Source organism: Geobacter sp. FeAm09 (genome assembly GCF_008330225.1).
In the GTDB taxonomy this organism is placed as follows: domain Bacteria; phylum Desulfobacterota; class Desulfuromonadia; order Geobacterales; family Pseudopelobacteraceae; genus Oryzomonas.
Genome location: NZ_CP042466.1, coordinates 1,314,199 through 1,337,554, shown reverse-complemented (window position 1 = coordinate 1,337,554; position 23,356 = coordinate 1,314,199). Strand labels below are relative to the sequence as shown.

Here is a 23,356-nt window from a genome sequence, read left to right as displayed (position 1 = left end):
CGGGCCGGTCGAGCCTACTTGATGCCGTACAACTGCCGGTAGGTGGCGGCCGAGGCGTAGACTTTCTTCACATAGTCACGGGTCTCCTGGTAGGGGATACTTTCGACGAATTCGTCCTTCTTCAGATTCCTGAAGTTCTTCCGCCAGCGCTCGACCGCCGCCGCCCCGGCGTTGTAGGCGGCTATGGAGTAGACCACGTCCCCGTCAAACCCCTTGAGCAATTCCCGTAGGTGCTTCGTTCCCAGCATGATGTTGTAATCGGCCACGACCAGTCGCTGGGGGTTGAAGTTCCCCTTCTCCCGCGCCGTCTGCCTGGCCGTGGCCGGCATGAGCTGCATCAGGCCGATGGCCCCGGCGCCGGACTTGATGGTTGGCGAAAAGCCGCTCTCGGCCCGGACCAGGGCATAGACCAGCCCTTCAGAGAGGGAGTTGGCAACGGCCTGCTGCCCGATATGGTCCGCATAGGCCACCGGATAGCCCACCGTCCAGAGCGGCAGGCTCGCCGTTTCCCACTTGATCGGCCGGTTCTGCATGAACAGGGCGATGGCGGAGCCGTAGTCCCCCATCTCCACGTAGATGCGGGCCAGACCGGGAAAGGGGGTTTTCCTGTCGCCGACTTTTTTGCGGGCGGCCGCCATCTCGACCCGGGCCTCGTCCAGCATCCCCAGGGCCGCCAGAAAACGCGGCTTCTCGAAGCCGGCCGGCAGCGGCAGCTCCGCCAGGGCATTGCGCTTGCCCAAGGGCTCGCGCAGGTCCGCAATCCCCTTCCGGTCCCGATACCAGGTGGCATAGAAACCTGCCGGGTATTCGTCCAGAAGCTGGCGGTAATAGGGAGCGGCATCGGCCGGGGCGGTGCTTTCCAGGGTCCGGGCCAGCCAATAGAGCGCCTTTTCCCGCACGTTGTCGTCCTTGAGCAGGGCCTTGAACGCTTCGGCCGCCACGGCGTACTCGGCGGCCAGGTAGTGGCACCAGGCGGCCTCCCAGGCGGAACGGGGCAGGAACCGGGAACCGGGGAAGTTTTTGGGAAGCTGCTCATAGAGACGCGCCGCCTCGGCAAAGCTCCCCAGGTTCTTGCGCAGGCCGGCCGCCTCCATCAGGGCGTCGTCGGCAAACTCCTGCCGTTTCCCCTCGCCGGCCAATTCCATGTAGAGACTGAAGGCCTGCTCGTTCTGCTCCTGGCGCTCCAGCGACTTGGCCCGCCAGAAGCGCGCCTCGGAGCGGATGCCCGCCAGGGGGGTATCGGTTGCCCGCAGGAAAGATTTCTCGGCCAGCTTGAAGTTCCGCAGGCGGTACTGGGTCATGCCGGTGCGAAAATCCACCCGGCTGGCAAAGCCCGCGGGCTGGCCATCGGTCGGTATCCCCGCCAGCGCCTTCAGGGCCGCGGTGAATTCGTTCTGGGTGTACAGGCTGGAGGCCCGGCGCAGGAGTTCCTCGGGGGTGAACGGGGTGGTCCTGGCGCCGCCCTTCTCCAGGTCGGCCAGCCGGTCCCGGGCCTGCTTCGCCTGGGGCGCGGTCGGGTTGTTCAGCCAGATGCTCCGATAGTTCTGGGCGGCACCGTTCTTGTCCCCGTACTCTTCCCGGCTGCGGGCCGCCTGGAACAGGGCGTCCACCGAATCGGCGCCGGCCGCGTACCGTTCCACGAAACTCTGGTACGCCTTGAACGCCCCGCGGTAGTCACCGGCGCCGAACAGGCTGTCCGCAGTCAACTTGTCGGCGCGACGGATCAGCAGGGAGCCGGGATAGGCCCGGGCAATGCCCCCCGCCTTGGCGGCGGCCTCGGCATACCGTTTCTGCTTCAGCAGCGCTTCGGCCTGATACAGGGCCGCATAGTCGGCCGCCAGGGGGAGCTTCTGCTCGGCCCCGGCCAGCAGGGGCAGGGCCTCGTCGGCCTTGCCCAGGCGCAGGGCGGCCACGCCGAGGAGGAAGGTGCGCTGGGGCGATTCGGCGCTCCTCTTGGCCAGGGCATAGGCATCGTTGTAATCCTTCTCCCGGAACCGGGAGGCAGCCTGGGCAATGAGATCGTCGGCACGGGATGGGACTGCGGACAGGGCAAAGAGGGAAACGCCGGTGACGGCGATAAGGAACGGTTTATACGGAAACTGCATGTACCTGCCTTTCGAGAAAAAAGGCCGCGGGCGAGTGCCCATGGCCCTGCTGTAATTGATTATGTAATCGACAATTTTGCCACAGAGACGCAGAGACACAGAGTAAATCACAGAGTTTTTTATTCGGCCAAAATACTGTCTAACCCTCTGGAATATTTATCTCAGTGGTTCCGAGGCGCATAACTAATTCCTGAATGATTCGTTGTTACCTATTCAGTTTGATTACCTTGCTTTTGCTTTGATTGTCTTTCCGTTTTTCTCTGTGTACCTCTGTGTCTCCGCGTCTCTGTGGCGGAAGTAGTTTTTTCCTACTACACCCCGGCCAGAAGCCGCTTTCCCACCCAGTGGCTGGCGAACTGGTAGGCGATGCGGCCGCTGCGGTCCCCCTTCTGCTGGGACCAGAGGATGGCCGCCTGCCGGGCTTCGTCGTCCCAGATGGACGCCGTATCCAGCTTGGCGCACAGCTTGCCGACCCACTGGCGGACCCCCTCCACGTATTGATCCTGGCTGAAGGGGTGGAACCCCACCCAGAGCCCGAACCGGCCCGAGAGGGAGATTTTCTCCTCCACCGCCTCGCCGTGGTGGATCTCGTTGTTGTGCAGCATGGCGCCCCGGTTGTCGCTCTCGTACTCGGGCAGCAGGTGGCGGCGGTTGGAGGTGACGTAGATCAGCGCGTTCTCCGGCGGCGCGTACACCGACCCGTCCAGGGCGCTCTTCAGCATCTTGTAGCTGGATTCCCCTGTTTCGAAGGAAACATCGTCGGAGAACACCAGAAACCGGTACGGCTCGGCCTTGATGGCGTCCACGATATCCGGCAGGTGCACCAGATCGTCCTTGTCCACCTGGATCACCCGCAGCCCACGGGGCGCGTAGCTGTTGAGGATGGCCCGCACCAGGGACGACTTGCCGGTCCCCCGGGTCCCCCACAGCAGGCAGTTGTTGGCCGGCAACCCTGCCAGGAACTGGCGGGTATTCTCCTCCACCACCCGTTTCTGCTCGTCGATACCCAGGAGGTCGTCCAGACGGATGCTCTCCACCACCTCCAGCGGCTCCAGGTATCCGGCAAAGGAATGGCGGTGCCAGTTGGCGGCCGTGGTGACGGTCCAGTCGATGGCCGGCACCGGCGGCGGGAGAAGCTGTTCAATCGAGGTCAGCACCCGCCTGAGTTGGGCGGTCAGTTCGGGATCGAGCATGGGCTGTGGTCTTTCTGTTGTGAAGTGGCTGTTGCCTGAATCCGTGGCGCCCGACCGGCGGAGCGAGCGACTGGCCGGAGTCCAACGCCGCTCATGAAGCACCATGCCGCCTGCGCCGTTCGTCCTCCGCCCAGGAGAAGACACGGCCGGCCACGCAAAGACAGAGGCGGGAAGCGAGCGAAGCCGTGAGGGAGCCACGGATTCAGGTAGTTACAGGTGCCGCTTGGCCAACTCTTCCTGGTAGAACTTCTGGTAGAGGAGCTCCCAATCCCGGCTCCCCTGGGCATGGTTCCGCAGCTTGGCGCGCACCGTCCCGTCGATTTCCTCCACGGCACCGAAAAAGGCGCCCAGGGATTGTTTGACCCGTGCCAGCGCCCGGCTTTCGTCGGTCACATCGGCCAGGTCGTCGCGCCAGATGCAATTGACGACCTCATGGGCCATGTTGGATATGCGGTCTTCGGAGAGGCTCATAGTACGATCTTCCGTTCTTTTGCCAACTTTTCCTTGATCATCCTGAGCATCTTGCGCCGGTCGATGTCCGCGGCGCCCCGCCCCATGGCGGCAACGGTCTCGTCCAGCAGCCGTTCGGCGTCCCGCTCCAGCACCTGCTCGCGGCTGAAATCCCGGCTGATGGCCCCGGCGATCCCGGCCACCACGGCGCCCCGCTCACCCTTGGGCGTGATGAGCCCCTCGGCGGCCAAGTCATTGTACACCTTTTCCGCCAGGCGGTGTATCTGATCATCCCTCAGTCGCATAATCCCCCAAAGAAAAAAGGCCCGCCTCGCGGCAGGCCTTCGATGTGCGGCCGGTTATTTCAAGGTCTTCAAATACCCCAGCAGGGCATCCATGTCGGCCTTGGGCAGGGTCTTGAAAGAAGGCATGGAGGTGGACGGGTTCCTCTTCTTGGGGTTTTCCAACTGGGCCTTGAGGTCGCCTTCCTTCAACTTGGCGGCGATCTTGGTCAGTTCCGGACCGATGGCCCCCCCTTGCCCTTGACGATGTGACACATGGCACATTTCTGCTTGAAGATTTGCTCGCCCTTGTTCTCAGCCTGGGCTGCAACCGTTACGAACGCTACGGCGACAAAAGCGACCAGGATGGCAACTGCACGTTTCATGACGAATCTCCTTGAAGTTAAATTGAAAGTGGACACATTGTACCCAATCCGGTTAAAATTGCAATCCTTAACCGCTTCACCGGCAATAATCCCGTTATCATAACAGCAATACCACGGTCCCCATATCTAAAATGTTCACGCGCCTTTACCTCCATATCCCCTTCTGTCGCCGCAAATGCCCCTACTGCGCCTTTGTCTCCCGGGAGTCCACCGCCGCCGACCGGGACGGCTACGCCCGCACCCTGTTGGCGGAGATGGGCCTGGCGGCCCAAGCCTTCACAGCGGAGAGAGCGCTGGAATCGGTGTACTTCGGCGGCGGCACCCCCTCCCTGCTCGCTCCCCGGCAGATAGGCCGGCTTCTGGAGCGGGCGGAGAGCCTGTTCGGCCTGGGACCGCAGGCCGAGATCACCCTCGAGGCCAACCCGGGCACCGTGGACCAGGAGCGCCTGGCGGCCTTCCGCAGCGCCGGCGTCAACCGCCTCTCCCTGGGAGTGCAGTCCTTCCACGACCCTCTGCTGAAAACCCTGGGACGCATCCACAGCGGGGCACAGGCGCAGGAGGCATTTCGGGCCGCGCGGACCGCCGGCTTTACCGACATCGGCATCGACCTGATCCACGCCCTGCCGGGCCAGACCCTCCCCATGTGGCGCCGCGAGCTGGAACAGGCCCTGTCCTTGGGGCCGGAGCATATATCCGTGTACGGGCTGACCGTGGAGGAGGGGACCCCCTTTGCCGTGCAATACGGCGAGGACAGCCCGCTCCTGCCCGACGAGGACCTGGCGGTGGCCATGTTCGAGGAGGCGGACAGCCTGTTGACCGCCGCCGGCTACGAGCATTACGAGATCGCCAACTACGCCCTCCCCGGCCGCCGTTCGGCCCACAACAGCGGCTACTGGCGCCGGGACGGCTACCTGGGGCTGGGGTGCGGGGCACACTCCTTCCTGCGGAAGGGGTACGGCGTCCGTTTCGGCAACCCGGCCGACCTGGACGCCTATATGGAAGCAGTGGCCCAGGGCCAGCTTCCCCACGGGGAGGAGCAGAGTCTCACGCGGCAGGACGCCATGGCCGAATTCATGTTCCTGGGGCTGCGCATGGCGGACGGCATCGGGGATGACGGTTTCCGGCAGGAATTCGGCGTCAGCCCGGACGAAACCTTCGGGGAGATCCTGGCCAGGCTGACCGCCCAGGGCCTGCTGGAACCTGCCGGCACCAGGGTCCGCCTCACCCGGCGCGGCATGCTCCTCTCCAACCAGGTCTTCGCCCGTTTTCTGCCGTGATTTCCCTTGCCACGGCCGGTAAACCAACTATAATCCCTTTACGGCAGTCAGGCCACAGGGTCATGAAGACATCGGGATAATCCCCATTGCAGGCGCGCTCATTCGATCCTGTTTCCTCCGCGTCCCTGCGACTGTGTGGCAAATACGTTTTCCAGGACAATCGATCACCATGATCCCGACCCACCTGAGACAGCAGCTGGAACAACGCGTGGCCCAGGCCATCACCCCCCGGGAAGCGGCGGTGGACGTGATGAAGGAGTTGCAGCGCCACTACGGCTGGCTGACCGACGAGGCCGTGGCCGAGGCCGCCGCCCTCCTGGGGCTCTCCCCCCTCCAGGTGGAGGAGCTTGCCACGTTCTACGAGATGATCTACCGCCGTCCCGTGGGCCGGACGGTGATCCACGTGTGCGACTCCATCTCCTGCTGGGCCATGGGGGGCGAAACCCTCCTGCGCCACCTGGAGCACCTGCTGGGGATCGAGGCCGGCGGCACCACCGCCGACGACGCCTTCACCCTGCTCCCCTGCTCCTGCCTGGGCAACTGCGGCACCGGCCCCTCCCTCATGATCGGGGACCGGCTCTTCGGCCCGGTTTCCCCGGAACAGGCGGCGGCCATCGTCGCCGACCACCGGGAGGCCGGATAACATGAGCCAGATCCTCTTCAGACACGACCGCCTCGACCGGGCCGTGACCTTTGCCGAATACCGGGCCCAAGGCGGTTTCCGGGCCCTGGAAACGGCCCTGGCCGACCTCTCCCCCGACGCGGTGCAGCAGGCGGTGATCGACTCGGGCCTGCGGGGGCGCGGCGGGGCCGGGTTCCCCACGGGCAAAAAGTGGTCCTTCGTCCCCCGCAACCTGCCGGGTCCCCGCTACCTGATCTGCAACTGCGACGAGATGGAGCCGGGTACCTACAAGGACCGGGTACTCCTGGAGCACAACCCCCACCTGCTGGTGGAGGGGATGGCCCTGGCCTGCTACGCCCTGGGGGTGGAACACGCCTTCATCTTCATCCGGCGCGGCTACGAACTGGCCGCCCTCAACCTGAAGAGCTCCATCGCCGAGGCCCACAAGGCCGGCTTCCTGGGCGCCAACATCTGCGGCAGCACATTCAATCTGGATCTGGACGTGCACCAGTCGGCCGGCCGCTACATCTGCGGCGAGGAGACCGCCCTCATGAACGCCCTGGAGGGCATCCGGGCCAATCCCCGCTCCAAACCCCCCTTTCCCGCCGTCAAGGGGCTGTGGGGCCAGCCCACGGTGGTGAACAACGTGGAGACCCTGGCCAACATCCCGGCCATCGTCGCCCACGGCCCGGACTGGTTCAAGGCCCTGGCCGCCACCCCGGAGGGGGCAGGCACCAAACTCTTCTGCGTCAGCGGCCACGTGCAGCGGCCACTCTGCCTGGAACTGCCCATCGGCACCCCCCTGGGGGAGATCATCGACAGCCACTGCGGCGGCATGCGGCCCGGCAGCACCTTCAAGGCCTGCATCCCCGGCGGTGCCTCCACCCCCTATTTCACCCGGGACCACTGGACAGTGCCCATGGATTTCGACCCGGTGGCCAAGGCCGGTTCGCGCCTGGGTACCGGCGGGATCGTGGTCTTCGACCAGACCACCTGCATGGTGGCCGCCACCCTCAACCTGGTCCGCTTCTTTGCCCGCGAATCCTGTGGCTGGTGCACTCCCTGCCGGGAGGGGCTCCCCTTTGTGCGGCATATCCTGGAACGGATCGAGGCGGGCCGCGGCGACATGGCCGACATCGAGGTTCTGCGGGAGCACGTAGCCAAGCTGAACTACGCCTTCTGCGCCCTGGCCCCCGGCGCCATGGGCCCGGTGGAAGGGCTGCTGAGACTGTTCGAGGACGAGGTGCGGGAACATATCACCCGGGGGAAATGCCCTGTAAGGCTAACGGCTAAAGGCTAAAATCTGCCACAGAGACACGGAGACACAGAGAAAACCTTTAACGGCAGATGCATAAAAACGTTTATAGGGTTTAACCTTACAGGCTGACATCTGACTCGGGACAAGGAGAAAGCCATTAACGGACTCACGGATAAAATTATTGGCTGCGCCATTGAGGTTCACCGAAATCTGGGGCCGGGGCTTTTGGAAGGCATTTACGAAAAAGCGTTGTGCCATGAACTGCATTCCAGTGGCTTGAGCTTTCAGAGCCAAGCCGTCATACCGATTGTTTATAAGGGTACCAGCTTGGGAGACCACCGTCTCGACTTGCTGGTAGAAGATGAGATCATCGTTGAACTCAAGGCTGTCGAAAGAATCGAATCAGTGTTCAAGGCCCAGCTTTTAAGCTATCTGAAACTGACAGAAAAAAGTTGGGTCTGCTCATAAATTTCAACGTTCCTGTACTGAAAGACGGAGTCACAAGGATTATTCTCTAAGACACCACGGCCGGGACTGAATTATCTTTACCCAAAGCCTTTCGCCTTTGACTTCCTCTGTGTCTCCGTGTCTCTGTGGCAGATTTTGTTTTTGAATTGAGAAGCCATGCCAAAGCTCATCATCGACGACATACCGGTTGAAGTCCCCGAGGGCACCACGGTGCTGGAGGCCGCCCAATCCGTGGACATCCCCATCCCCCATTTCTGCTGGCATCCTGCCCTGGGCAAGGCCGGCGCGTGCCGGGTTTGTGCCGTTAAGATGCTGGACGGCCCGGTGAAGGGGGTGCAGATGTCCTGCATGCTCCCGGCCCAGGACGGCATGGTGGTATCCACCACCGACGGCGAGGCTGTGGCCATGCGCAAGAGCGTCATCGAATGGCTGATGATCAACCACCCCCACGACTGCCCGGTGTGCGACGAGGGGGGCGAGTGCCAGTTGCAGGACTTCACCATCGCCGGCGGCCACGGCATCCGGCGCTACGACGGCAAGAAGCGCACCTACACCAACCAGTACCTGGGCGAGTACATCGAGCACGAGATGAACCGCTGCATCCAGTGCTACCGCTGCGCCCGCTTCTACCAGGAGTACGCCGGGGGCACCGACTTCGGCGTCATGGGCAGGGCCGCCACGATCTATTTCGGCCGCCAGGAAGAGGGGCCGCTTGAGTCCCCCTTCTCCGGCAACCTGGTGGACATCTGCCCCACCGGGGTCTTCACCGACAAGACCGCCCGCTTCCGCGCCCGTTACTGGGACTACGACATGGCCCCCTCCATCTGCCCCCACTGCTCCCTGGGGTGCAACACTGTCCCCATGGCCCGCTACCGGGAACTGCTCAAGACCACGGCCCGCAGGAACGACCAGGTCAACGGCTGGTTCATCTGCGACAAGGGACGCTTTGCCAACGCCATGGTCAACGCCCCGGAACGCCCCCGCCAAGCATTGGTGGACGGCAGGCCGGTCGGCCTGGACGAGGCGCTGGACGCGGTGGCGACCCGCCTGGGCGATTTCCTGGAACTGCACGGCCCCCAGGCCCTGGCCATCGTCGGCTCGCCCCGCATGGACCTGGAGGGGAACATCATGGCGGCGCGCCTGGCGGAACTGCTGGGTGCCGGGGCGCTCTGCTATTTCGATGATCCGGAGCAGGCCGAACTGACCGGCACGGCAACCGCATTGCTGATGGCGGACAACAGCGCCTCTCAGGAGGACGTGCGCAAGGCCGACCTGATCGCCATCGTGGGGTGCGACCTGCTGAATGAGGCCCCCATGATGGCCCTGGCCGTGCGCCAGGCGTGGCGGAGCGGGGCAAAAATTTACGTCATAACCCCTCATCCCGACCTTCTCCCCGAGGGAGAAGGCACAAATCATACCCTCGCCCTACGGGAGAGGGTGGCCGAAGGCCGGGTGAGGGGAGAACTGCCCTTCCCATTCGAGCACGTCGCCGCCATTTCAGACGTCCCCCTGGCACAGGCCAAGCGCCCGGTCGTCATCTGCGGCGCCACCACGGAAGGACTGGAGGCGGTGCAGTCAGTCCCCCGCACCGCCAAACTGGCCTTTATCCTGGACGGCCCCAACGCCTTCGGCTGCGCCGAACTGGCGCGGCAACACAACGCCGTGGCGCTCTCCACGGCCCTGGCCGACAGCCGGATCAGGGGGATCATCTCCTTTGAGGCCGACCTCCCCCGCGACCTGTCGCCGGGGATCGACGTGCTGGCCGCCGCCGACTGGCGGTCCACCCGGCTCACGGCGCGGGCCGGGGTGTTCCTCCCCACCACCGCCTGGGTGGAGCAGGAGGGGATCTACGTCAATAACGAGGGGCGCGCCCAACGGTTCAACAAGGTGATGAACCCCGGCCTCCCCATCAAGGGGCTCACCCCCGAACTGCACCCGCCCCGCACCCACGGCAAGGCAGCCCCCGGCGGCGACGTGGCCCCGTCGGCACGGCTCATCGCCGCCCTCATGCAGCGCCTGGGCGAGGCAGAGGTGGAGGAGCCGCTGAGCGGGCCTTGGGCAGGGTTAAAGGGGTTGGATGTGAAGGGGGATGGGAAGAGGTTGAAGGAGTCGGTGTAGTTCTTTGAAACACAATCAGATAACCTTGTAGAATGTTGACCTCCTGCTTTAGAATTACAATGGTACTGACTGAAAGGAAAATTGATGCCAACTATCTCAATGTTCTACGGGATCATTATCCGAATGTACTTTGCGCCGGGCGAACATCCGCCCCCACATTTCCATGTGTACTATAATGAGTATAAAGCATGTGTCGATATTCGCACTTGTGAGATAGTTGAAGGTGAACTTCCAAGTCGGCAGACAAAATTGGCGCTTGCGTGGGCCGAGTTGCATCAGGAAGAGTTGATGGCAGACTGGCAACTCGTGATAAACGGCGAGGAACCTTTCAAAATTCAACCTCTTCAATAAGGAGCGGGAACATGTATCCTTCCGTGAAAGAAGTCACACCGGGTGACAACTATACCCTTTCGGTTGTTTTCGACAATGGCGAGAAGGGGCATCTTGACATGAAGCCGGTACTCGATTTCGGCATATTTCAGAGAATCAAGGACCATGATGCTTTCAGGCGGGTTCGGGTATCTTTCGACACTATCGAATGGGATTGCGGAGTTGATCTGGACCCGGAATATGTCTACGCGAGATGTATGTCGAGTAAGGCAACATAGAAAAATGTCTCATGCCAAGGGCCGGCTCCTTGATTTTACCATTACTCTCTAAACCGTTAGACTGCAAATCATCGAGGTAAAAATGACAAAAAACATCTTAAGATGGAGCCTGATTGCCATATTAATTTTAATTGCTCCTCTTATCTGCATTGAAGTTCTGTCATATTTTACCATCAATGTTGAATCCTCTGTAGTAAATTCATTCCAAGCCAAGTCGAAAATAGCCTTTGTAATAATAATTATCACCAACCTCATCAGTGCTATTATTACAGCGCTTATCACAGCATTTCCTAGTGGTTACCTGGCAGGGAAACAAGCAAGAATTATTGCCATTCTTTTTATAGTTTCAATTGAGTGCTTTCCAGTCTACACGTTTTTTCAAATGCCCCCATTCAAAGCATTTAGCATGTCGGTATTATTAGGACAATTTATAGCTGTTGGATTTTCAGTTTTCATCTTTACTGAGATGGGTAGTCGTTTAGCTGCGAAGAAACAAGATAAGGCCGCCGTCTAACCACGACACGGACTATGACCGAGCACAAAACCACCCATCACCCCCACTCACATCAAAAGCGAGGTACAATGAAAACCGCAATTCTGCTGATGGCCCACGGCAGCCGCATCCCCCAGGCAAACGACGCCGCCCGCGAGGTGGCGAAGATGGTGCAGGAAATGACTGGCTTCGAGATCGTTGAAGTCTCGTTCCGCGAGATGCACGAACCGAACATCCAACACGGCATAGACGCCTGCGTGAACCGCGGGGCCGAGCGTATTCTGCTCATGCCCTACTTCCTTTTCATGGGCGCCCACGTGCTCCACGACCTGCCCGAGGAGATCGAAGCAGCCCAGAAACGCCACCCCGGCCTGGTCATGGAGATGGGCCCGCACCTGGGCGTGCACCGCAAGCTGGCCGAGGTGGAGAGCGAGCGGATCGGCGAGGCGCTGGACTCCCTGGGGTGGCGCTGATGGACTCACTGACCATGCAACCTGAGGAGATCGAGGCCGAATCGTTCCGCATCATCGACAAGGAGGCCGGGGACCACGGCTGGCCCGTGGCCGAGTGGCAGGTGGTGCGCCGCAGCATTCACACCAGCGCCGATTTCGAATATGCCGGCTCCCTGGTCTTCTCCGACGGGGCGGTGGAGAAAGGGGTGGCGGCCATCAAGAGCGGCGCCAGCATCGTCACCGACACCACCATGGCCTTGTCCGGCATCGGCAAGGCCCGCCTGGCCCCCTTCGGCTGCCGGGCAACCTGCCACGTGGCCGACCCGGATGTGGCCGAGACGGCCCGTCGCGAAGGGATCACCCGCTCCATCGCGGCCATGCGCAAGGCGACGGCAAACCCGGACAACCGCATCTTCGTCATCGGCAACGCCCCCACGGCCCTGTTCGAGCTGTTGCGTCTCGTCGGGGAAGGCAAAGCCCATCCGGCCCTGATCATCGGCCTGCCGGTGGGCTTCGTGGGGGCCGAGGAGAGCAAGAACGCCCTGGCGGCCACGGACGGCTCCATCCCCTTCATCACCAACATGGGGCGCAAGGGGGGCTCCAACGTGGCGGCGGCGGTGGTGAACGCCCTGGCGATCATGGCCGCGGGGGCATAAATGGACAAGCCCCTGCGACACGGCTACACCACCGGCGCCTGCGCCGCTGCCGCCGCCAAGGGCGCGGCCCAGATGCTCGTGCGCCAGGCGGAGGTCGCGGAGGTCACCATCGACCTGCCCGCCGGGGTCTCGGCCACCTTCCCGCTGCACGGCCGGCAGTTCACCCCTGACGAGGCATCCTGCTTCGTGGTGAAGGATGCGGGGGACGACCCGGACGTGACCAATGGGGCCGAACTGCACGCCACAGTGGCGCTCATCCCTTCCCTGTCCGCAGGCGGGGGTGCCGTCGTCATCGAGGGGGGCCCCGGCGTCGGCAAGGCCACCAAACCGGGCCTGGCCGTGGCGCCGGGGGAATGGGCCATCAACCCGGTGCCCCGCCGCATGATCGAACAGGCGGTGCGCGACGCCCTCGCCGCTTCCCCCACCCCGGTTCGCGTCACCATCAGCATCCCGGACGGCGAACTGCGGGCGCACAAGACCCTGAACGCCCGCCTCGGCATTGTGGGGGGCCTTTCCATCCTGGGCACCACCGGCATCGTCCACCCCCTGTCGGCCCAGGCGTGGACCGATACCATCGATGCCGCCCTGGACGTGGCCCGCGCCTGCGGCTGCCAAAACGTGGTCCTCTCCACCGGCCGCACCAGCGAACTGGCGGCCCAGCACCACCTGAACCACACGGCCACGGACCCCGCCACCGGGGAACGGGTGCTGCTCCCGGACGAAGCTTTCGTCATGATGGGGGATCACGTGGCCTATGCCCTGCAATCCTGCGCCCGGCGCGGTTTTCGCCAGCCGCTGGTGGCCTGCCAGTTCGCCAAGCTGCTCAAGATCGCCTGCGGCCACGAGAATACCCATGCCGCCGCGTCGGAGCTGGACCTGTCCCACCTGCTGGGGTGGGCCGGCGAGGCGGGACTGCCCGAGGCCATCACCGCCACCATCGCCCCGGCCAATACCGCCCGGGAGATCGTCATTGCCGCGAACTTCGCCCCGAGCCTGCTGGAGCTGGTCTGCGGCCACGCCATCGCCGCCGCCCAACGCCATGCGCCGGAGTTGAGCCCCCAGTTCCTGGTGGCCGACTACGGCGGGGCCATCGCCTTCCACGGCCGTCCCCAAGGGCTTTGAGTGCACTTTTTTCTCCCTTGTCTCAAAAAATTATGCTAATATTTGTGTTTCTTTACGCCACAAATCCCGGCTGTTGAAAATCCTCCCCGCAGGGACGGTTTTCGGCGCCATGCACAAGGAGATCGCCATGCCGCAATTCTTTGAAGGTAACCTCGATGCCAAAGGGCTGAAAGTCGGCATCGTCGTAGCCCGTTTCAACAGCTTCATCTCCGACCGTCTCCTGGAAGGCGCGCTGGATTCCCTGGTCCGCCACGGCGCCAGCGACAAGGACATCCATGTGGCCCGCGTGCCGGGCGCTTTCGAGATCCCCCTGGCCGCCAAGAAGCTGGCCGAGTCCCGGAAGTATGACGCCGTCATCTGTCTGGGCGCGGTGATCCGCGGCTCCACGCCCCATTTCGATTTCGTTTCCGCCGAGGTATCCAAGGGGGTGGCCATGGTCTCCCTGGAGAGCGGCGTGCCGGTCATCTTCGGCGTTCTGACCACCGACACCATCGAGCAGGCCGTGGAGCGCGCCGGCACCAAGGCGGGCAACAAGGGCTTCGAGGCCGCCACCGGGGCCATCGAAACCGCCAACCTGCTGAAGGCTCTCAAATAATGGGCATCCGACGGGAAGCGCGCGAACTGGCGCTGCAGATGCTGTACGCCCTGGATGCCAATACGGCCATGGGGCTGCGCGAAACCATGCAGACCTTCCGCGAAGAGCATAATGAAATCCCGGCCAGGACCAGGGAGTTCGCCGAAGGGCTGGTGACCGGGGTGCACCAGCACCGCGAGGCCATCGATACGGCCATCAAGGCCCGCTCCAAGAACTGGGCTCTGGCCCGCATGCCGCGGGTGGACCTGAACGTCATGCGCTTGGCCGCTTACGAGTTGATGTTCAGAAGCGACATCCCCAAGAAGGTCACCATCAACGAGGCCATCGAGATCGCCCGTCGTTTCGGCGACAAAGATTCGCCGGCCTTTGTGAACGGCATCCTGGACGAGATCGAGGCGTGCGCCAAGACCGAGGAAGCAGCGGAAGAACAATAAAATCTGCCACAGAGACACGGAGACACAGAGAAAGTCAAAAGCAGAACCTATTTTACATGGATGAACAGGATAAACAGGATAACGACATAAACAGCTTTAAGATTTTATCTATAACCGGTTTTCAAGTTTTATCCCTTTCATCCTGTTCATCCATGTAAAAATGTTTTTGGTTTTCTCTGTGTCTCCGTGTCTCTGTGGCAGAAGTTAGAGTTTATATTCAAAGAGGTTTTAGTCAATGAGCGACATTAAGGTTGGTCTGATAGGATACGGCAATATCGGGGCCGGGGTGGTCAAGCTGCTCCAGCAGAACGCGGACGTGATCCGCAGCAAGGTGGGAACGGGCATCACGCTGAAGAGGATCGCGGACCTGGACATCACCAGCGACCGTGGCGTCACGGTGGACCCCGCCTGCCTGACCACCGACGTCAATGCCATCTTCGACGACCCGGAAATCTCGGTGGTGATCGAACTGGTGGGCGGTTACGAGCCTGCCAAGACCTTTGTGCTCAAGGCCATCGAGAAGGGGAAGCACATCGTCACCGCCAACAAGGCGCTTTTGGCCCTGCACGGCGACGAGATCTTCGCCGCCGCGGCGCGCAAGGGTGTGGAGGTTCAGTTCGAGGCCTCGGTAGGGGGCGGCATCCCGGTGCTCACCTCCATCAAGGGCAACCTGGCCGCCAACCGCATCGGTTCCGTGTTCGGCATCATGAACGGCACCTGCAACTACATCCTGACCCGCATGACCCAGGAAGGGGCTGGTTTCGCCGACATGCTCAAAGCCGCGCAGGAGTTGGGCTACGCCGAGCCCGACCCGACCTTCGACATCGAGGGGGTGGATACGGCCCACAAGCTAGCCATCCTGGTTTCCCTCTGCTTCGGCACGCGCATCGACTTTGGCAGCATCTACACCGAGGGGATCTCCCGCATCAGCGCCCTGGACGTGAAGTTCGCCAGCGAATTCGGCTACCGCATCAAGCTTTTGGCCATCGGCAAGCTGATCAACGGCCAGGTGGAGGCACGGGTCCACCCTACCATGATCCCGCTGCACAACCCCCTGGCCGAGGTGAACGGCGTCTTCAACGCCATCCGTCTGAACGGCGATTTCGTCGGTCCGGTGATGTTCTACGGCCGGGGCGCCGGGCAGAACCCCACCGCCAGCGCCATCGTGGGGGACCTGATCGGGCTCTCCCGCAGCATGATGGCCGGGGCTGGCCGCAGGATGGCGCCGCTGGGCTTCATGGATGACCATGTGACCACGCTGCCGCTCAAGCCCATGGCCGAGATCGTCAGCAAGTACATGCTCCGTTTCAGCGCCCTGGACCAACCGGGCGTGCTGGCTGCCATCGCCGGGGCCCTCGGCAGGCACGGCATCAGCATCGAATCCATGGTCCAGACCTCGCACCAGGCGGACGACGCAGCGCCGGTACCCATCGTCATCATGACCCACGAAGCGCGGGAAGGGGCCGTGCAGGCCGCCCTGGCGGAGATCGACCGTTTCGACGTCATCTGCCAGAAGACCGGCTTCATCAGAATCGAGGATAATCTGGAATAGGGGCACTGAATAAAAGCACATCTGCCACGGAGACACAGAGAACTGCATAGAGACAAAGCGAAGTCCATTTTGCTAACGGCCTGAGATTCGTTTTACCCTTCAGTTTGATTGTATTGGTTTTCTCTGTGTCTCCGTGTCTCCGTGGCAGACGTTGGATTTTATCCGGTTTGATAGTTTTGCCTTTCCTCAGTGTCTCTGTGGCAGATGTCAGCCTTTGCAGGTTAAACTTCATTTCGGGAGCGACCGCATGAACACCAAGATTCTCCTCAGCGAAGACCAGATCCCCCGCCAGTGGTACAACATCATCCCCGACATGCCCGGCCCCCTGGCCCCGGTCATCAATCCCCAGACCCTCAAGCCGATCACTCCGGACGACATGCTGGCCATCTTCCCCATGGCGCTGATCGAACAGGAGATGTCCCCCAACCGCTGGATCGACATCCCGGACGAGGTCAGGGAGATCTACAAGCTCTGGAGGCCGTCGCCCCTCTTCCGCGCCCATCGCCTGGAAAAGGCCCTCGGCACCCCGGCCAAGATCTATTACAAGTTCGAAGGGGTTTCCCCGGCCGGTTCCCACAAGCCCAACTCGGCCATACCCCAGGCATGGTACAACAAGCAGGCCGGCATCCGCCGCCTGGCCACCGAGACCGGCGCCGGCCAATGGGGCAGTTCCCTGGCCCTGGCCTGCTCCCTGTTCGGCCTCGAGTGCACGGTGTACATGGTCAAGATCTCCTGCACCCAGAAGCCCTACCGCAAGAGCATGATGCAGTTGTGGGGCGCCCAGGTCATCCCCTCCCCGTCGGAATTCACCAATGCTGGGCGCGCCATCCTGGCCCACGACCCGGAATGCCTCGGCTCCCTGGGGATCGCCATCTCCGAGGCGGTGGAGGATGCCGCAACCCACGCCGATACCAACTACGCCCTGGGAAGCGTGCTCAACCACGTCTGCCTCCACCAGACCGTGATCGGCCAGGAGGCGCGGGAGCAGATGAAGGTCGCCGGCGACTACCCGGATGTGGTCATCGCCTGCTGCGGTGGCGGCTCCAACTTCGCCGGCCTGGCCTTCCCCTTCATCGCCGACCGGGCCGCGGGCAAGAACGTACGCTGCCTGGCGGTGGAGCCGGCCTCCTGCCCGACCCTGACCAAGGGGGTCTATGCCTTCGACTACGGCGATACCGCCAAGATGGCGCCCATCTCCATGATGTACACCCTGGGGCACGACTTCATGCCCCCCGGCATCCATGCCGGCGGCTTGCGCTACCACGGCGAGTCTCCCCTGGTCTCCCAACTGCACCACGCCGGGCAGATCGAGGCCAAAGCCTACAAGCAGAACGCCTGCTTCGAAGGCGCTCTGCTCTTCGCCCGCAGCGAAGGCATCGTCCCGGCCCCCGAATCGTCCCATGCCGTGCGGGCCGCCATCGACGAAGCGGTGCTGGCCAAGGAGGAGGGAAAGGAACGGACCATCCTCTTCGGCCTCTCGGGCCACGGCCAACTGGACATGGGCGCCTACGACGCCTATCTCTCGGGCAACCTGGAGGACTACGAGTACCCGGAGCAGAAGATCCGCGAGGCGCTGGAGCGGCTGCCCAAGGTTGAATTGTAAATAACGGACAAATAGGTTCTGTCTTTGACGTCCTCTGCGTCTCAGTGGCGGATTTGATTATGTCTGTCTGCCGAATCAGGATTAATCGTGGCAAAAACGATATGATAAAAGTCAAGATCTGCGGCATAACCAACCTGGATGACGCCCTGACGGCCATCGACGCCGGCGCCGACGCCTTGGGCTTTGTCTTTCATCCCCAATCCCCCCGGCATGTGTTTCCCGAGCAGGCCGCCGCCATCATCCGCCATCTGCCCCCCTTCGTGCAGACCGTGGGCCTGTTCGTCAACGAGGCCCTGGATCAGGTGAATGCCACCGTGGACCTGTGCGGCCTGGACCTGGTCCAGCTGCACGGAGAGGAAAAGCCGGGGTACTGCGACGCGGTCAGACGCCGGGTCGTCAAGTCCTTCCGGGTCAAGGACATCACCTCCCTGGAACCGATGCGGGACTACCGGGTGGCGGCATTCCTGCTGGACGCCTGGTCCCCCGCCGCCCACGGCGGCACCGGCCGGACCTTCAACTGGGAGATCGCCGCCTGCGCGGCCCAGTCCAACCGCATCATCCTGGCCGGCGGGCTGACCCCCCTGAATGTGGCGGAGGCGGTCCGCCGGGTGCGCCCCTATGCCGTGGACGTTTCCAGCGGCGTGGAATGCGGGCCGGGGAAAAAGGATGCGGACAAGATACGAGAATTCATCAGATTGGCGAAGGAGGTTGTTCCTTGAAATTCCCCGATAAATATGGTCACTTTGGCGCATTCGGCGGGCGCTACGTCCCCGAGACCCTCATGCCGGCGCTTCTGGAACTGGAAAAGGCCTATGAACACTACCGTCACGACAAGGAGTTCAAGGAAGAGTTCCAGTACTACCTGCGCCAGTACGTGGGACGCCCCAACCCGCTCTATTATGCCGAGAAGCTGACCAGGAAGCTTGGGGGCGCCAAAATCTACCTGAAGCGGGAAGACCTGAACCACACCGGCGCCCACAAGGTGAACAACACCATCGGCCAGGGGCTCCTGGCCAAACGCATGGGCAAAAAACGGGTCATCGCCGAGACCGGGGCGGGCCAGCACGGCGTGGCCACCGCCACCATCGCCGCCCTGTTCGGCATGGAGTGCGAGGTGTTCATGGGCGAGGAGGATACCCGCCGCCAGGCCCTGAACGTCTTCCGCATGCGGCTTCTGGGGGCCACGGTCACGCCGGTCACCGCCGGCACGGCGACCCTCAAGGACGCCATGAACGAGGCCATGCGCAATTGGGTGACCACCATCGCGAATACCTTCTACGTCATCGGCACCGTGGCCGGCCCCCACCCCTACCCCCAGATGGTGCGCGACTTCCAGTCGGTCATAGGCCTCGAGGTCAAAAAGCAGCACCAGAAGATCGAAGGGCGCCTGCCCGACTACCTGGTGGCCTGCGTCGGCGGCGGCAGCAACGCTCTGGGCCTGTTCCACCCCTTCCTGAAGAACCACAAGGTCAAGATGATCGGGGTAGAGGCGGCCGGCCTCGGCATCGAGAGCGGCAAGCACGCCGCCTCGCTCAGCGCCGGTTCCCCCGGCATCCTGCACGGCAACAAGACCTACCTGCTCCAGGACGAGCACGGCCAGATCACGCCGGCCCACTCCATCTCCGCCGGCTTGGACTACCCCGGCGTGGGGCCGGAACACTCCTGGCTCAAGGACACCCTGCGCGCCGAGTACGTATCCATCACCGACGACGAGGCCCTGGAAGGGTTCAATGTGCTGACCCGGGAGGAGGGGATCATGCCCGCCCTGGAGTCGTCCCACGCCATTGCCCACGTCCTGAAGCTGGCCCCCACCCTGTCCAAGGACAAGAGCATCGTGGTCTGCCTGTCGGGGCGGGGAGACAAGGACATTCACACGGTTGCCGATGCCATGGGGGTTAAATTTTAAATCCTGTTTTAAACATTTCAACCGTACTGAAAAGCCTGACTGGTCAGGCTTTTTTGTTTGACCGCTACCCATGTTTCAACTATATATACCCTTGTTCTATTTACAGCCAAGCAGGCTCTTGAAAAACTAAGGTTGTTCAAAAATAGTCAGATCGTCGCACCCGCTCGACAAGCCCTGAAGAGGCCCTCACCCGGCCTTTGGCCACCCTCTCCCGGGGGGAGAGGGCAACGGTATCCCTTCTCCCTTTGGGAGAAGGATAGGATGAGGGGCGCTACGCCGCGCGAAAGGGCGTTCGAGGACGGCGGCGAGGTGGCTGTTTTTCAACAACCCCCACGAGGAGGTAACTCATGCATCTTGTTGACCAGATCAAGGATAAGGCCCGGAAGAACCTGCAGACCGTGGTGCTGCCGGAGAGCTACGACGAGCGGATGCTGTTTGCCGCCGAGAAGGTGACCGGGGAGGGGTTGGCCCGGGTCGTCATCCTGGGCGACCCGGCCAAGATCCAGGCCGATGCCGCGGCAAAAGGGGTCAGCCTGGCCGGGGTGGAACTGCTCGACCCGGCCGCATCCCCCAAGCTGGAGCAGTACGTGGCCGATTTCGTCGAACTGCGCAAGGCCAAGGGCATGACCCCCGACGAGGCCCGCGCCCTCCTGACCGCGCCGGACAACCTGTACTACGCCGGCATGATGGTGCGTAACGGCGACGCCGGGGGAGAGGTGGCCGGGGCCACCGGCACCACCGGCAACGTGCTCAAGGCGGCCTTCCAGACCGTCGGCCCGGCCAAGGGGATCAAGACCGTCTCCTCCTTTTTCCTCATGGTCACCAAGACAGAGAGCTTCGGCGAGAACGGCATCATCCTGTTCGCCGACTGCGCCGTCAACCCCAACCCGGACGCCCAGGCCCTGGCCGAGATCGCCGTGGCCACGGCCGGCAACTGCAAGGCATTTTTGGACGTGGACGCCCGGGTGGCCCTGCTCTCCTTCTCCACCAAGGGGAGCGCCAGCCATCCCGACTGCGACAAGGTGCTGGAAGCCCTTGCGATCGCCCGGCAGCTCAAGCCGGAATTGCAGATCGACGGCGAACTCCAGGCCGACGCCGCCCTGCTCCCCAAGGTGGGCGAGAAAAAGGCCCCGGGCAGCGCCGTGGCCGGCAGGGCCAACGTGCTGATCTTCCCGGACCTGGATGCGGGCAACATCGCCTACAAGCTGGTGGAGCGGGTGGCCGGCGCCGAAGCGGTCGGCCCGATCATTCAGGGGTTGGCCAAGCCGGTCAACGACCTGTCCCGCGGCTGCTCCGTGGACGATATCGTCAACGTCACCGCCATCACCGCCGTCCAGGCGGCCCAGGGCTAGCAGCCCGCAGCGACGGCCCGGCGCGCTCCCCAGGCGCGCCGGGCCGCTTTCCCTCCCCGCAGCCGTATCCCTCCGCTCCACATCCCCGTCGCCAGGCCAGGCCCATTGGTGCGGGCCGCCATGGGAACCACCAAATCTGTTGCTTTTATGACCGAAGTGGTGTAAGCCACATTCAGTCACACTTTACATGATTTCAGCATAACGAAACATCATCACCAACCGCCCCATGCCCGCCAGGGACCGCCATGCCGTACATTTCGATCAAAGTGTTCGTCATTTCACCCATTCTCCTGGGGGCCGGCATCCTTGTCCTCTCCCTGGCGCCGGTTCAGGGGCTCATCCGGGGCCTGCCGTCCGGCGGCGGAATCCGCCGCAACTGGTATATCCTGACCGGCCTGATCGTCTTCTTCATCGCAGGGTATCTCTGGTATGCCCTTGAGTTGTGGCAGGGCACCTGTCGTTTTTCCGACCTCATCGTCTCGGCCGTGTTCTTCCTGGGGGCGTGCTTTGTCCTGCTCGTCAATTACCTTTCCCATCGGACGGCCCGGGACATCCGCCGCATTACCCTGCTGGAGCAGGAGATTATCACCGACGCCACCATGGGCATCCACAATCGCCGCTACTTCGAACAACGGCTGAAAGAGGAGTTCGACCGCGCCCAAAGGTACCAGTTGCCGCTCGCGCTCCTCCTCATCGATATCGACGACTTCAAGCGGATCAACGATGTCAGCGGCCACCTGGCCGGCGATCTGGTCCTGAAACACCTGGGGCGCCTGCTGCTTGCATCCGTCAGGGATACGGACATCATCACCCGGTATGGCGGGGACGAGATCTGCATCATTGCCACCCACACCAACGACGCCACGGCCCTGGAACTGGCGAAACGGATCCGCTCGCTCGTGGAACGGAGCGTCGTGACCGGCGACAGCGGCCGCGAGGAATTCCGAACGACTGTAAGCATCGGCGTGGCCTCCCTGTCCCCGGGGCTCAAGGAGCCGTCCGAACTGGTGGACCATGCCGACAAGGCGCTCTATCGTTCCAAACACGAAGGGAAAAACCGGATTACCGTGTATCCCCCGCCTGCCGCCGAACACGGTGAAACGACCCCGCACATGGCTGGCCAGCCCTGTTTCTGACCGCGCGGTGCGCCGTTTTCCTTCGCCCCGCCGGTGCCCGCCTGAAGGGGAAGCGCCCCCGCCCCGGCAGGGCCGCGATGATGCTTTGACCCCGCTCTCCATCCCTGATAGAATTTAAAGAGAAAAGGAGACGCCCATGGGAGGAAGATGGATCGTTGCCGTACTGCTTATGGCGCTGCCTGCCATTCCCTGCCGCGGGGACACCTCCCCCATCAGGGAAGACGGCAAGGAGATCGGCCAGGGGCTGAAGAAACTGGGCAAGGATACGGGAAAGGCCGTGAAAGAGGGTGGCAGGGAGGTGGGCCACGCCTTCAGGGAAGGGGGCAAGGAGGTCGGCCAGGGGGTCAAAAAGCTCGGCACCGAGACCGGAAAGGCCCTGAAGGAAGGGGGCAGGGAATCGGGCCAGGCCGCCCGCAAGGCCGGCCGTTCCGTAGGGGAGTGGTTCAGCGACATGGGACATTCCATCAAGTCGTTTTTCCGCGACCGCTTCACCACCACAAAATAGCCTGCCGATACATGACGCAAGCAACGGAAAAGGCGCACCCCAAGAGAGGATGCGCCTTTTGTCGTGCCGCCCCATGGCGGGGCACCCGCCGTACCTAGCGTTTCACATATTCGAGCGGGTCCGCGAGGCCCGCCTCGGCAAACCCCTTCAGGCGCAGGCGGCAGGAATCGCATTCCCCGCAGGAGAGCCCCTCCGGCGTCGGGTCATAGCAGGAATGGGTCAGGCCGTAATCCACCCCCAACTCCATCCCCCTCTTGATGATCTGGGCCTTGGTCAGGTCGATGAGCGGCGTATGGATGCGGAAACGCCCGCTCCCCTCCACCCCCGCCTTGGTGGCCAGGTTGGCCATGGCTTCGTAGGCCTGGATATAGGCGGGGCGGCAGTCGGGATAGCCGGAATAATCCAGGGCGTTGACCCCGATGTAGATGTCGTAGGCCCCCAGCACCTCGGCCCATCCCAGGGCAAAGGAGAGGAAAATGGTGTTGCGGGCCGGCACGTAGGTGACTGGGATCTCGCTCCCCACCCCCTCCTTGGGCACGGCGATATCCGCCGTCAGGGCGCTCCCCCCCATCAGGCGCAGGTCGAAATCCACCACCATGTGTTCGGCCGCCCCCAGGCGCACCCCATTGGCCCTGGCCACCGCCAGCTCAAAGCTGTGCCGCTGGCCGTAGGAAAAACTGATGGCGTAGGGCGTGAACCCCTCGGCCCGGGCAATGGCCAGGCAGGTGGTTGAATCCAGACCGCTGCTGTAAAGAACGACCGCTTTGCGTTGCATGGTATCCCG

General features: G+C 62.8%; 27 protein-coding genes. 20 read left to right on the top strand and 7 right to left on the bottom strand.

What is annotated here, in order from left to right:
* Positions 1–14: 14 nt before the first annotated feature.
* From FO488_RS06220 to FO488_RS19890, 6 genes are all read right to left on the bottom strand, one after another.
* A complete protein-coding gene (locus FO488_RS06220) occupies positions 15–2,105 on the bottom strand; it encodes a transglycosylase SLT domain-containing protein (RefSeq protein ID WP_168205921.1) in 2,091 nt (696 codons plus the stop codon).
* Between the two features lie 311 nt (positions 2,106–2,416).
* Positions 2,417–3,298, bottom strand: a complete 882-nt coding sequence (locus FO488_RS06215) for an ATP-binding protein (RefSeq protein WP_149209758.1) — start codon at positions 3,296–3,298, stop codon at positions 2,417–2,419.
* 210 nt (positions 3,299–3,508) lie between these two features.
* On the bottom strand, positions 3,509–3,769 hold the full coding sequence (locus tag FO488_RS20340; RefSeq protein WP_149209757.1) for a DUF507 family protein: 261 nt from the start codon (positions 3,767–3,769) through the stop codon (positions 3,509–3,511).
* The gene (locus tag FO488_RS20335; protein ID WP_149209756.1) at positions 3,766–4,053 is read right to left on the bottom strand and encodes a DUF507 family protein; all 288 of its coding nucleotides are present in this window, start codon (positions 4,051–4,053) and stop codon (positions 3,766–3,768) included. The genes FO488_RS20340 and FO488_RS20335 overlap by 4 nt, the downstream gene beginning before the upstream one ends.
* A 54-nt stretch (positions 4,054–4,107) precedes the next feature.
* Positions 4,108–4,305, bottom strand: a complete 198-nt coding sequence (locus FO488_RS19895) for a cytochrome c (RefSeq protein WP_240732197.1) — start codon at positions 4,303–4,305, stop codon at positions 4,108–4,110.
* Entirely contained in the window at positions 4,260–4,415 is a 156-nt protein-coding gene (locus tag FO488_RS19890; RefSeq protein ID WP_240732196.1) for a c-type cytochrome, read from the bottom strand. The genes FO488_RS19895 and FO488_RS19890 overlap by 46 nt, the downstream gene beginning before the upstream one ends.
* 131 nt (positions 4,416–4,546) lie before the next feature.
* On the opposite strand from FO488_RS19890, the gene hemW reads away from it, so the two are divergent.
* The 20 genes from hemW to FO488_RS06100 all read left to right on the top strand — a co-directional run bounded on the left by hemW (position 4,547) and on the right by FO488_RS06100 (position 22,572).
* The gene (hemW, locus tag FO488_RS06195) at positions 4,547–5,692 is read left to right on the top strand and encodes a radical SAM family heme chaperone HemW (RefSeq protein WP_149209755.1); all 1,146 of its coding nucleotides are present in this window, start codon (positions 4,547–4,549) and stop codon (positions 5,690–5,692) included.
* 169 nt (positions 5,693–5,861) lie between these two features.
* The gene (gene nuoE, locus FO488_RS06190; protein WP_149209754.1) at positions 5,862–6,335 is read left to right on the top strand and encodes an NADH-quinone oxidoreductase subunit NuoE; all 474 of its coding nucleotides are present in this window, start codon (positions 5,862–5,864) and stop codon (positions 6,333–6,335) included.
* A 1-nt stretch (position 6,336) separates the two neighbouring features.
* Positions 6,337–7,614, top strand: coding sequence for an NADH-quinone oxidoreductase subunit NuoF (gene nuoF / locus FO488_RS06185; protein WP_149209753.1), 1,278 nt, complete (start codon positions 6,337–6,339; stop codon positions 7,612–7,614).
* Between the two features lie 183 nt (positions 7,615–7,797).
* Positions 7,798–8,040 carry a GxxExxY protein gene (locus FO488_RS06180; RefSeq protein WP_240732195.1) on the top strand — a complete coding sequence of 81 codons (243 nt, stop codon included), beginning with the start codon at positions 7,798–7,800 and terminating at the stop codon, positions 8,038–8,040.
* 156 nt (positions 8,041–8,196) lie between these two features.
* On the top strand, positions 8,197–10,158 hold the full coding sequence (gene nuoG / locus FO488_RS06175) for an NADH-quinone oxidoreductase subunit NuoG (RefSeq protein ID WP_149209752.1): 1,962 nt from the start codon (positions 8,197–8,199) through the stop codon (positions 10,156–10,158).
* 84 nt (positions 10,159–10,242) lie between these two features.
* The gene (locus FO488_RS06170; RefSeq protein ID WP_149209751.1) at positions 10,243–10,509 is read left to right on the top strand and encodes a DUF4160 domain-containing protein; all 267 of its coding nucleotides are present in this window, start codon (positions 10,243–10,245) and stop codon (positions 10,507–10,509) included.
* An 11-nt stretch (positions 10,510–10,520) separates the two neighbouring features.
* Complete coding sequence (locus FO488_RS06165; protein WP_149209750.1) at positions 10,521–10,766, top strand: DUF2442 domain-containing protein; 246 nt, start codon at positions 10,521–10,523, stop codon at positions 10,764–10,766.
* Positions 10,767–10,848: 82 nt separating this feature from the next.
* Entirely contained in the window at positions 10,849–11,280 is a 432-nt protein-coding gene (locus tag FO488_RS06160) for a hypothetical protein (RefSeq protein WP_149209749.1), read from the top strand.
* A 68-nt stretch (positions 11,281–11,348) separates the two neighbouring features.
* Entirely contained in the window at positions 11,349–11,732 is a 384-nt protein-coding gene (locus FO488_RS06155) for a sirohydrochlorin chelatase (protein WP_149209748.1), read from the top strand.
* Positions 11,732–12,367: a precorrin-8X methylmutase gene (locus FO488_RS06150; RefSeq protein WP_149209747.1), complete on the top strand. Its 636-nt coding sequence runs from the start codon at positions 11,732–11,734 to the stop codon at positions 12,365–12,367. The genes FO488_RS06155 and FO488_RS06150 overlap by 1 nt, the downstream gene beginning before the upstream one ends.
* Complete coding sequence (cbiD, locus tag FO488_RS06145; RefSeq protein ID WP_149209746.1) at positions 12,368–13,489, top strand: cobalt-precorrin-5B (C(1))-methyltransferase CbiD; 1,122 nt, start codon at positions 12,368–12,370, stop codon at positions 13,487–13,489. It abuts the gene before it with no gap.
* A gap of 127 nt (positions 13,490–13,616) precedes the next feature.
* Positions 13,617–14,084, top strand: coding sequence for a 6,7-dimethyl-8-ribityllumazine synthase (gene ribE, locus FO488_RS06140; protein WP_149209745.1), 468 nt, complete (start codon positions 13,617–13,619; stop codon positions 14,082–14,084).
* Positions 14,084–14,518, top strand: coding sequence for a transcription antitermination factor NusB (gene nusB / locus FO488_RS06135; RefSeq protein WP_149209744.1), 435 nt, complete (start codon positions 14,084–14,086; stop codon positions 14,516–14,518). The genes ribE and nusB overlap by 1 nt, the downstream gene beginning before the upstream one ends.
* Before the next feature lie 235 nt (positions 14,519–14,753).
* Positions 14,754–16,070 (top strand): homoserine dehydrogenase, encoded by a 1,317-nt coding sequence (locus tag FO488_RS06130; RefSeq protein ID WP_149209743.1) that lies wholly within the window; start codon positions 14,754–14,756, stop codon positions 16,068–16,070.
* Positions 16,071–16,317: 247 nt separating this feature from the next.
* Complete coding sequence (locus FO488_RS06125) at positions 16,318–17,673, top strand: TrpB-like pyridoxal phosphate-dependent enzyme (RefSeq protein WP_149209742.1); 1,356 nt, start codon at positions 16,318–16,320, stop codon at positions 17,671–17,673.
* 101 nt (positions 17,674–17,774) lie between these two features.
* Positions 17,775–18,392: a phosphoribosylanthranilate isomerase gene (locus tag FO488_RS06120; RefSeq protein ID WP_149209741.1), complete on the top strand. Its 618-nt coding sequence runs from the start codon at positions 17,775–17,777 to the stop codon at positions 18,390–18,392.
* Positions 18,389–19,579: a tryptophan synthase subunit beta gene (trpB, locus tag FO488_RS06115; protein WP_149209740.1), complete on the top strand. Its 1,191-nt coding sequence runs from the start codon at positions 18,389–18,391 to the stop codon at positions 19,577–19,579. Before FO488_RS06120 ends, trpB begins: the two co-directional genes overlap by 4 nt.
* Before the next feature lie 347 nt (positions 19,580–19,926).
* Positions 19,927–20,931, top strand: a complete 1,005-nt coding sequence (gene pta, locus FO488_RS06110) for a phosphate acetyltransferase (protein ID WP_149209739.1) — start codon at positions 19,927–19,929, stop codon at positions 20,929–20,931.
* A gap of 245 nt (positions 20,932–21,176) precedes the next feature.
* Positions 21,177–22,067, top strand: a complete 891-nt coding sequence (locus FO488_RS06105; RefSeq protein ID WP_149209738.1) for a GGDEF domain-containing protein — start codon at positions 21,177–21,179, stop codon at positions 22,065–22,067.
* Positions 22,068–22,203: 136 nt separating this feature from the next.
* A complete protein-coding gene (locus FO488_RS06100; RefSeq protein WP_149209737.1) occupies positions 22,204–22,572 on the top strand; it encodes a hypothetical protein in 369 nt (122 codons plus the stop codon).
* A 94-nt stretch (positions 22,573–22,666) separates the two neighbouring features.
* Here FO488_RS06100 and queC read toward each other — a convergent pair whose 3' ends face one another.
* A complete protein-coding gene (gene queC, locus FO488_RS06095) occupies positions 22,667–23,347 on the bottom strand; it encodes a 7-cyano-7-deazaguanine synthase QueC (protein ID WP_149209736.1) in 681 nt (226 codons plus the stop codon).
* Between the last annotated feature and the right edge of the window lie 9 nt (positions 23,348–23,356).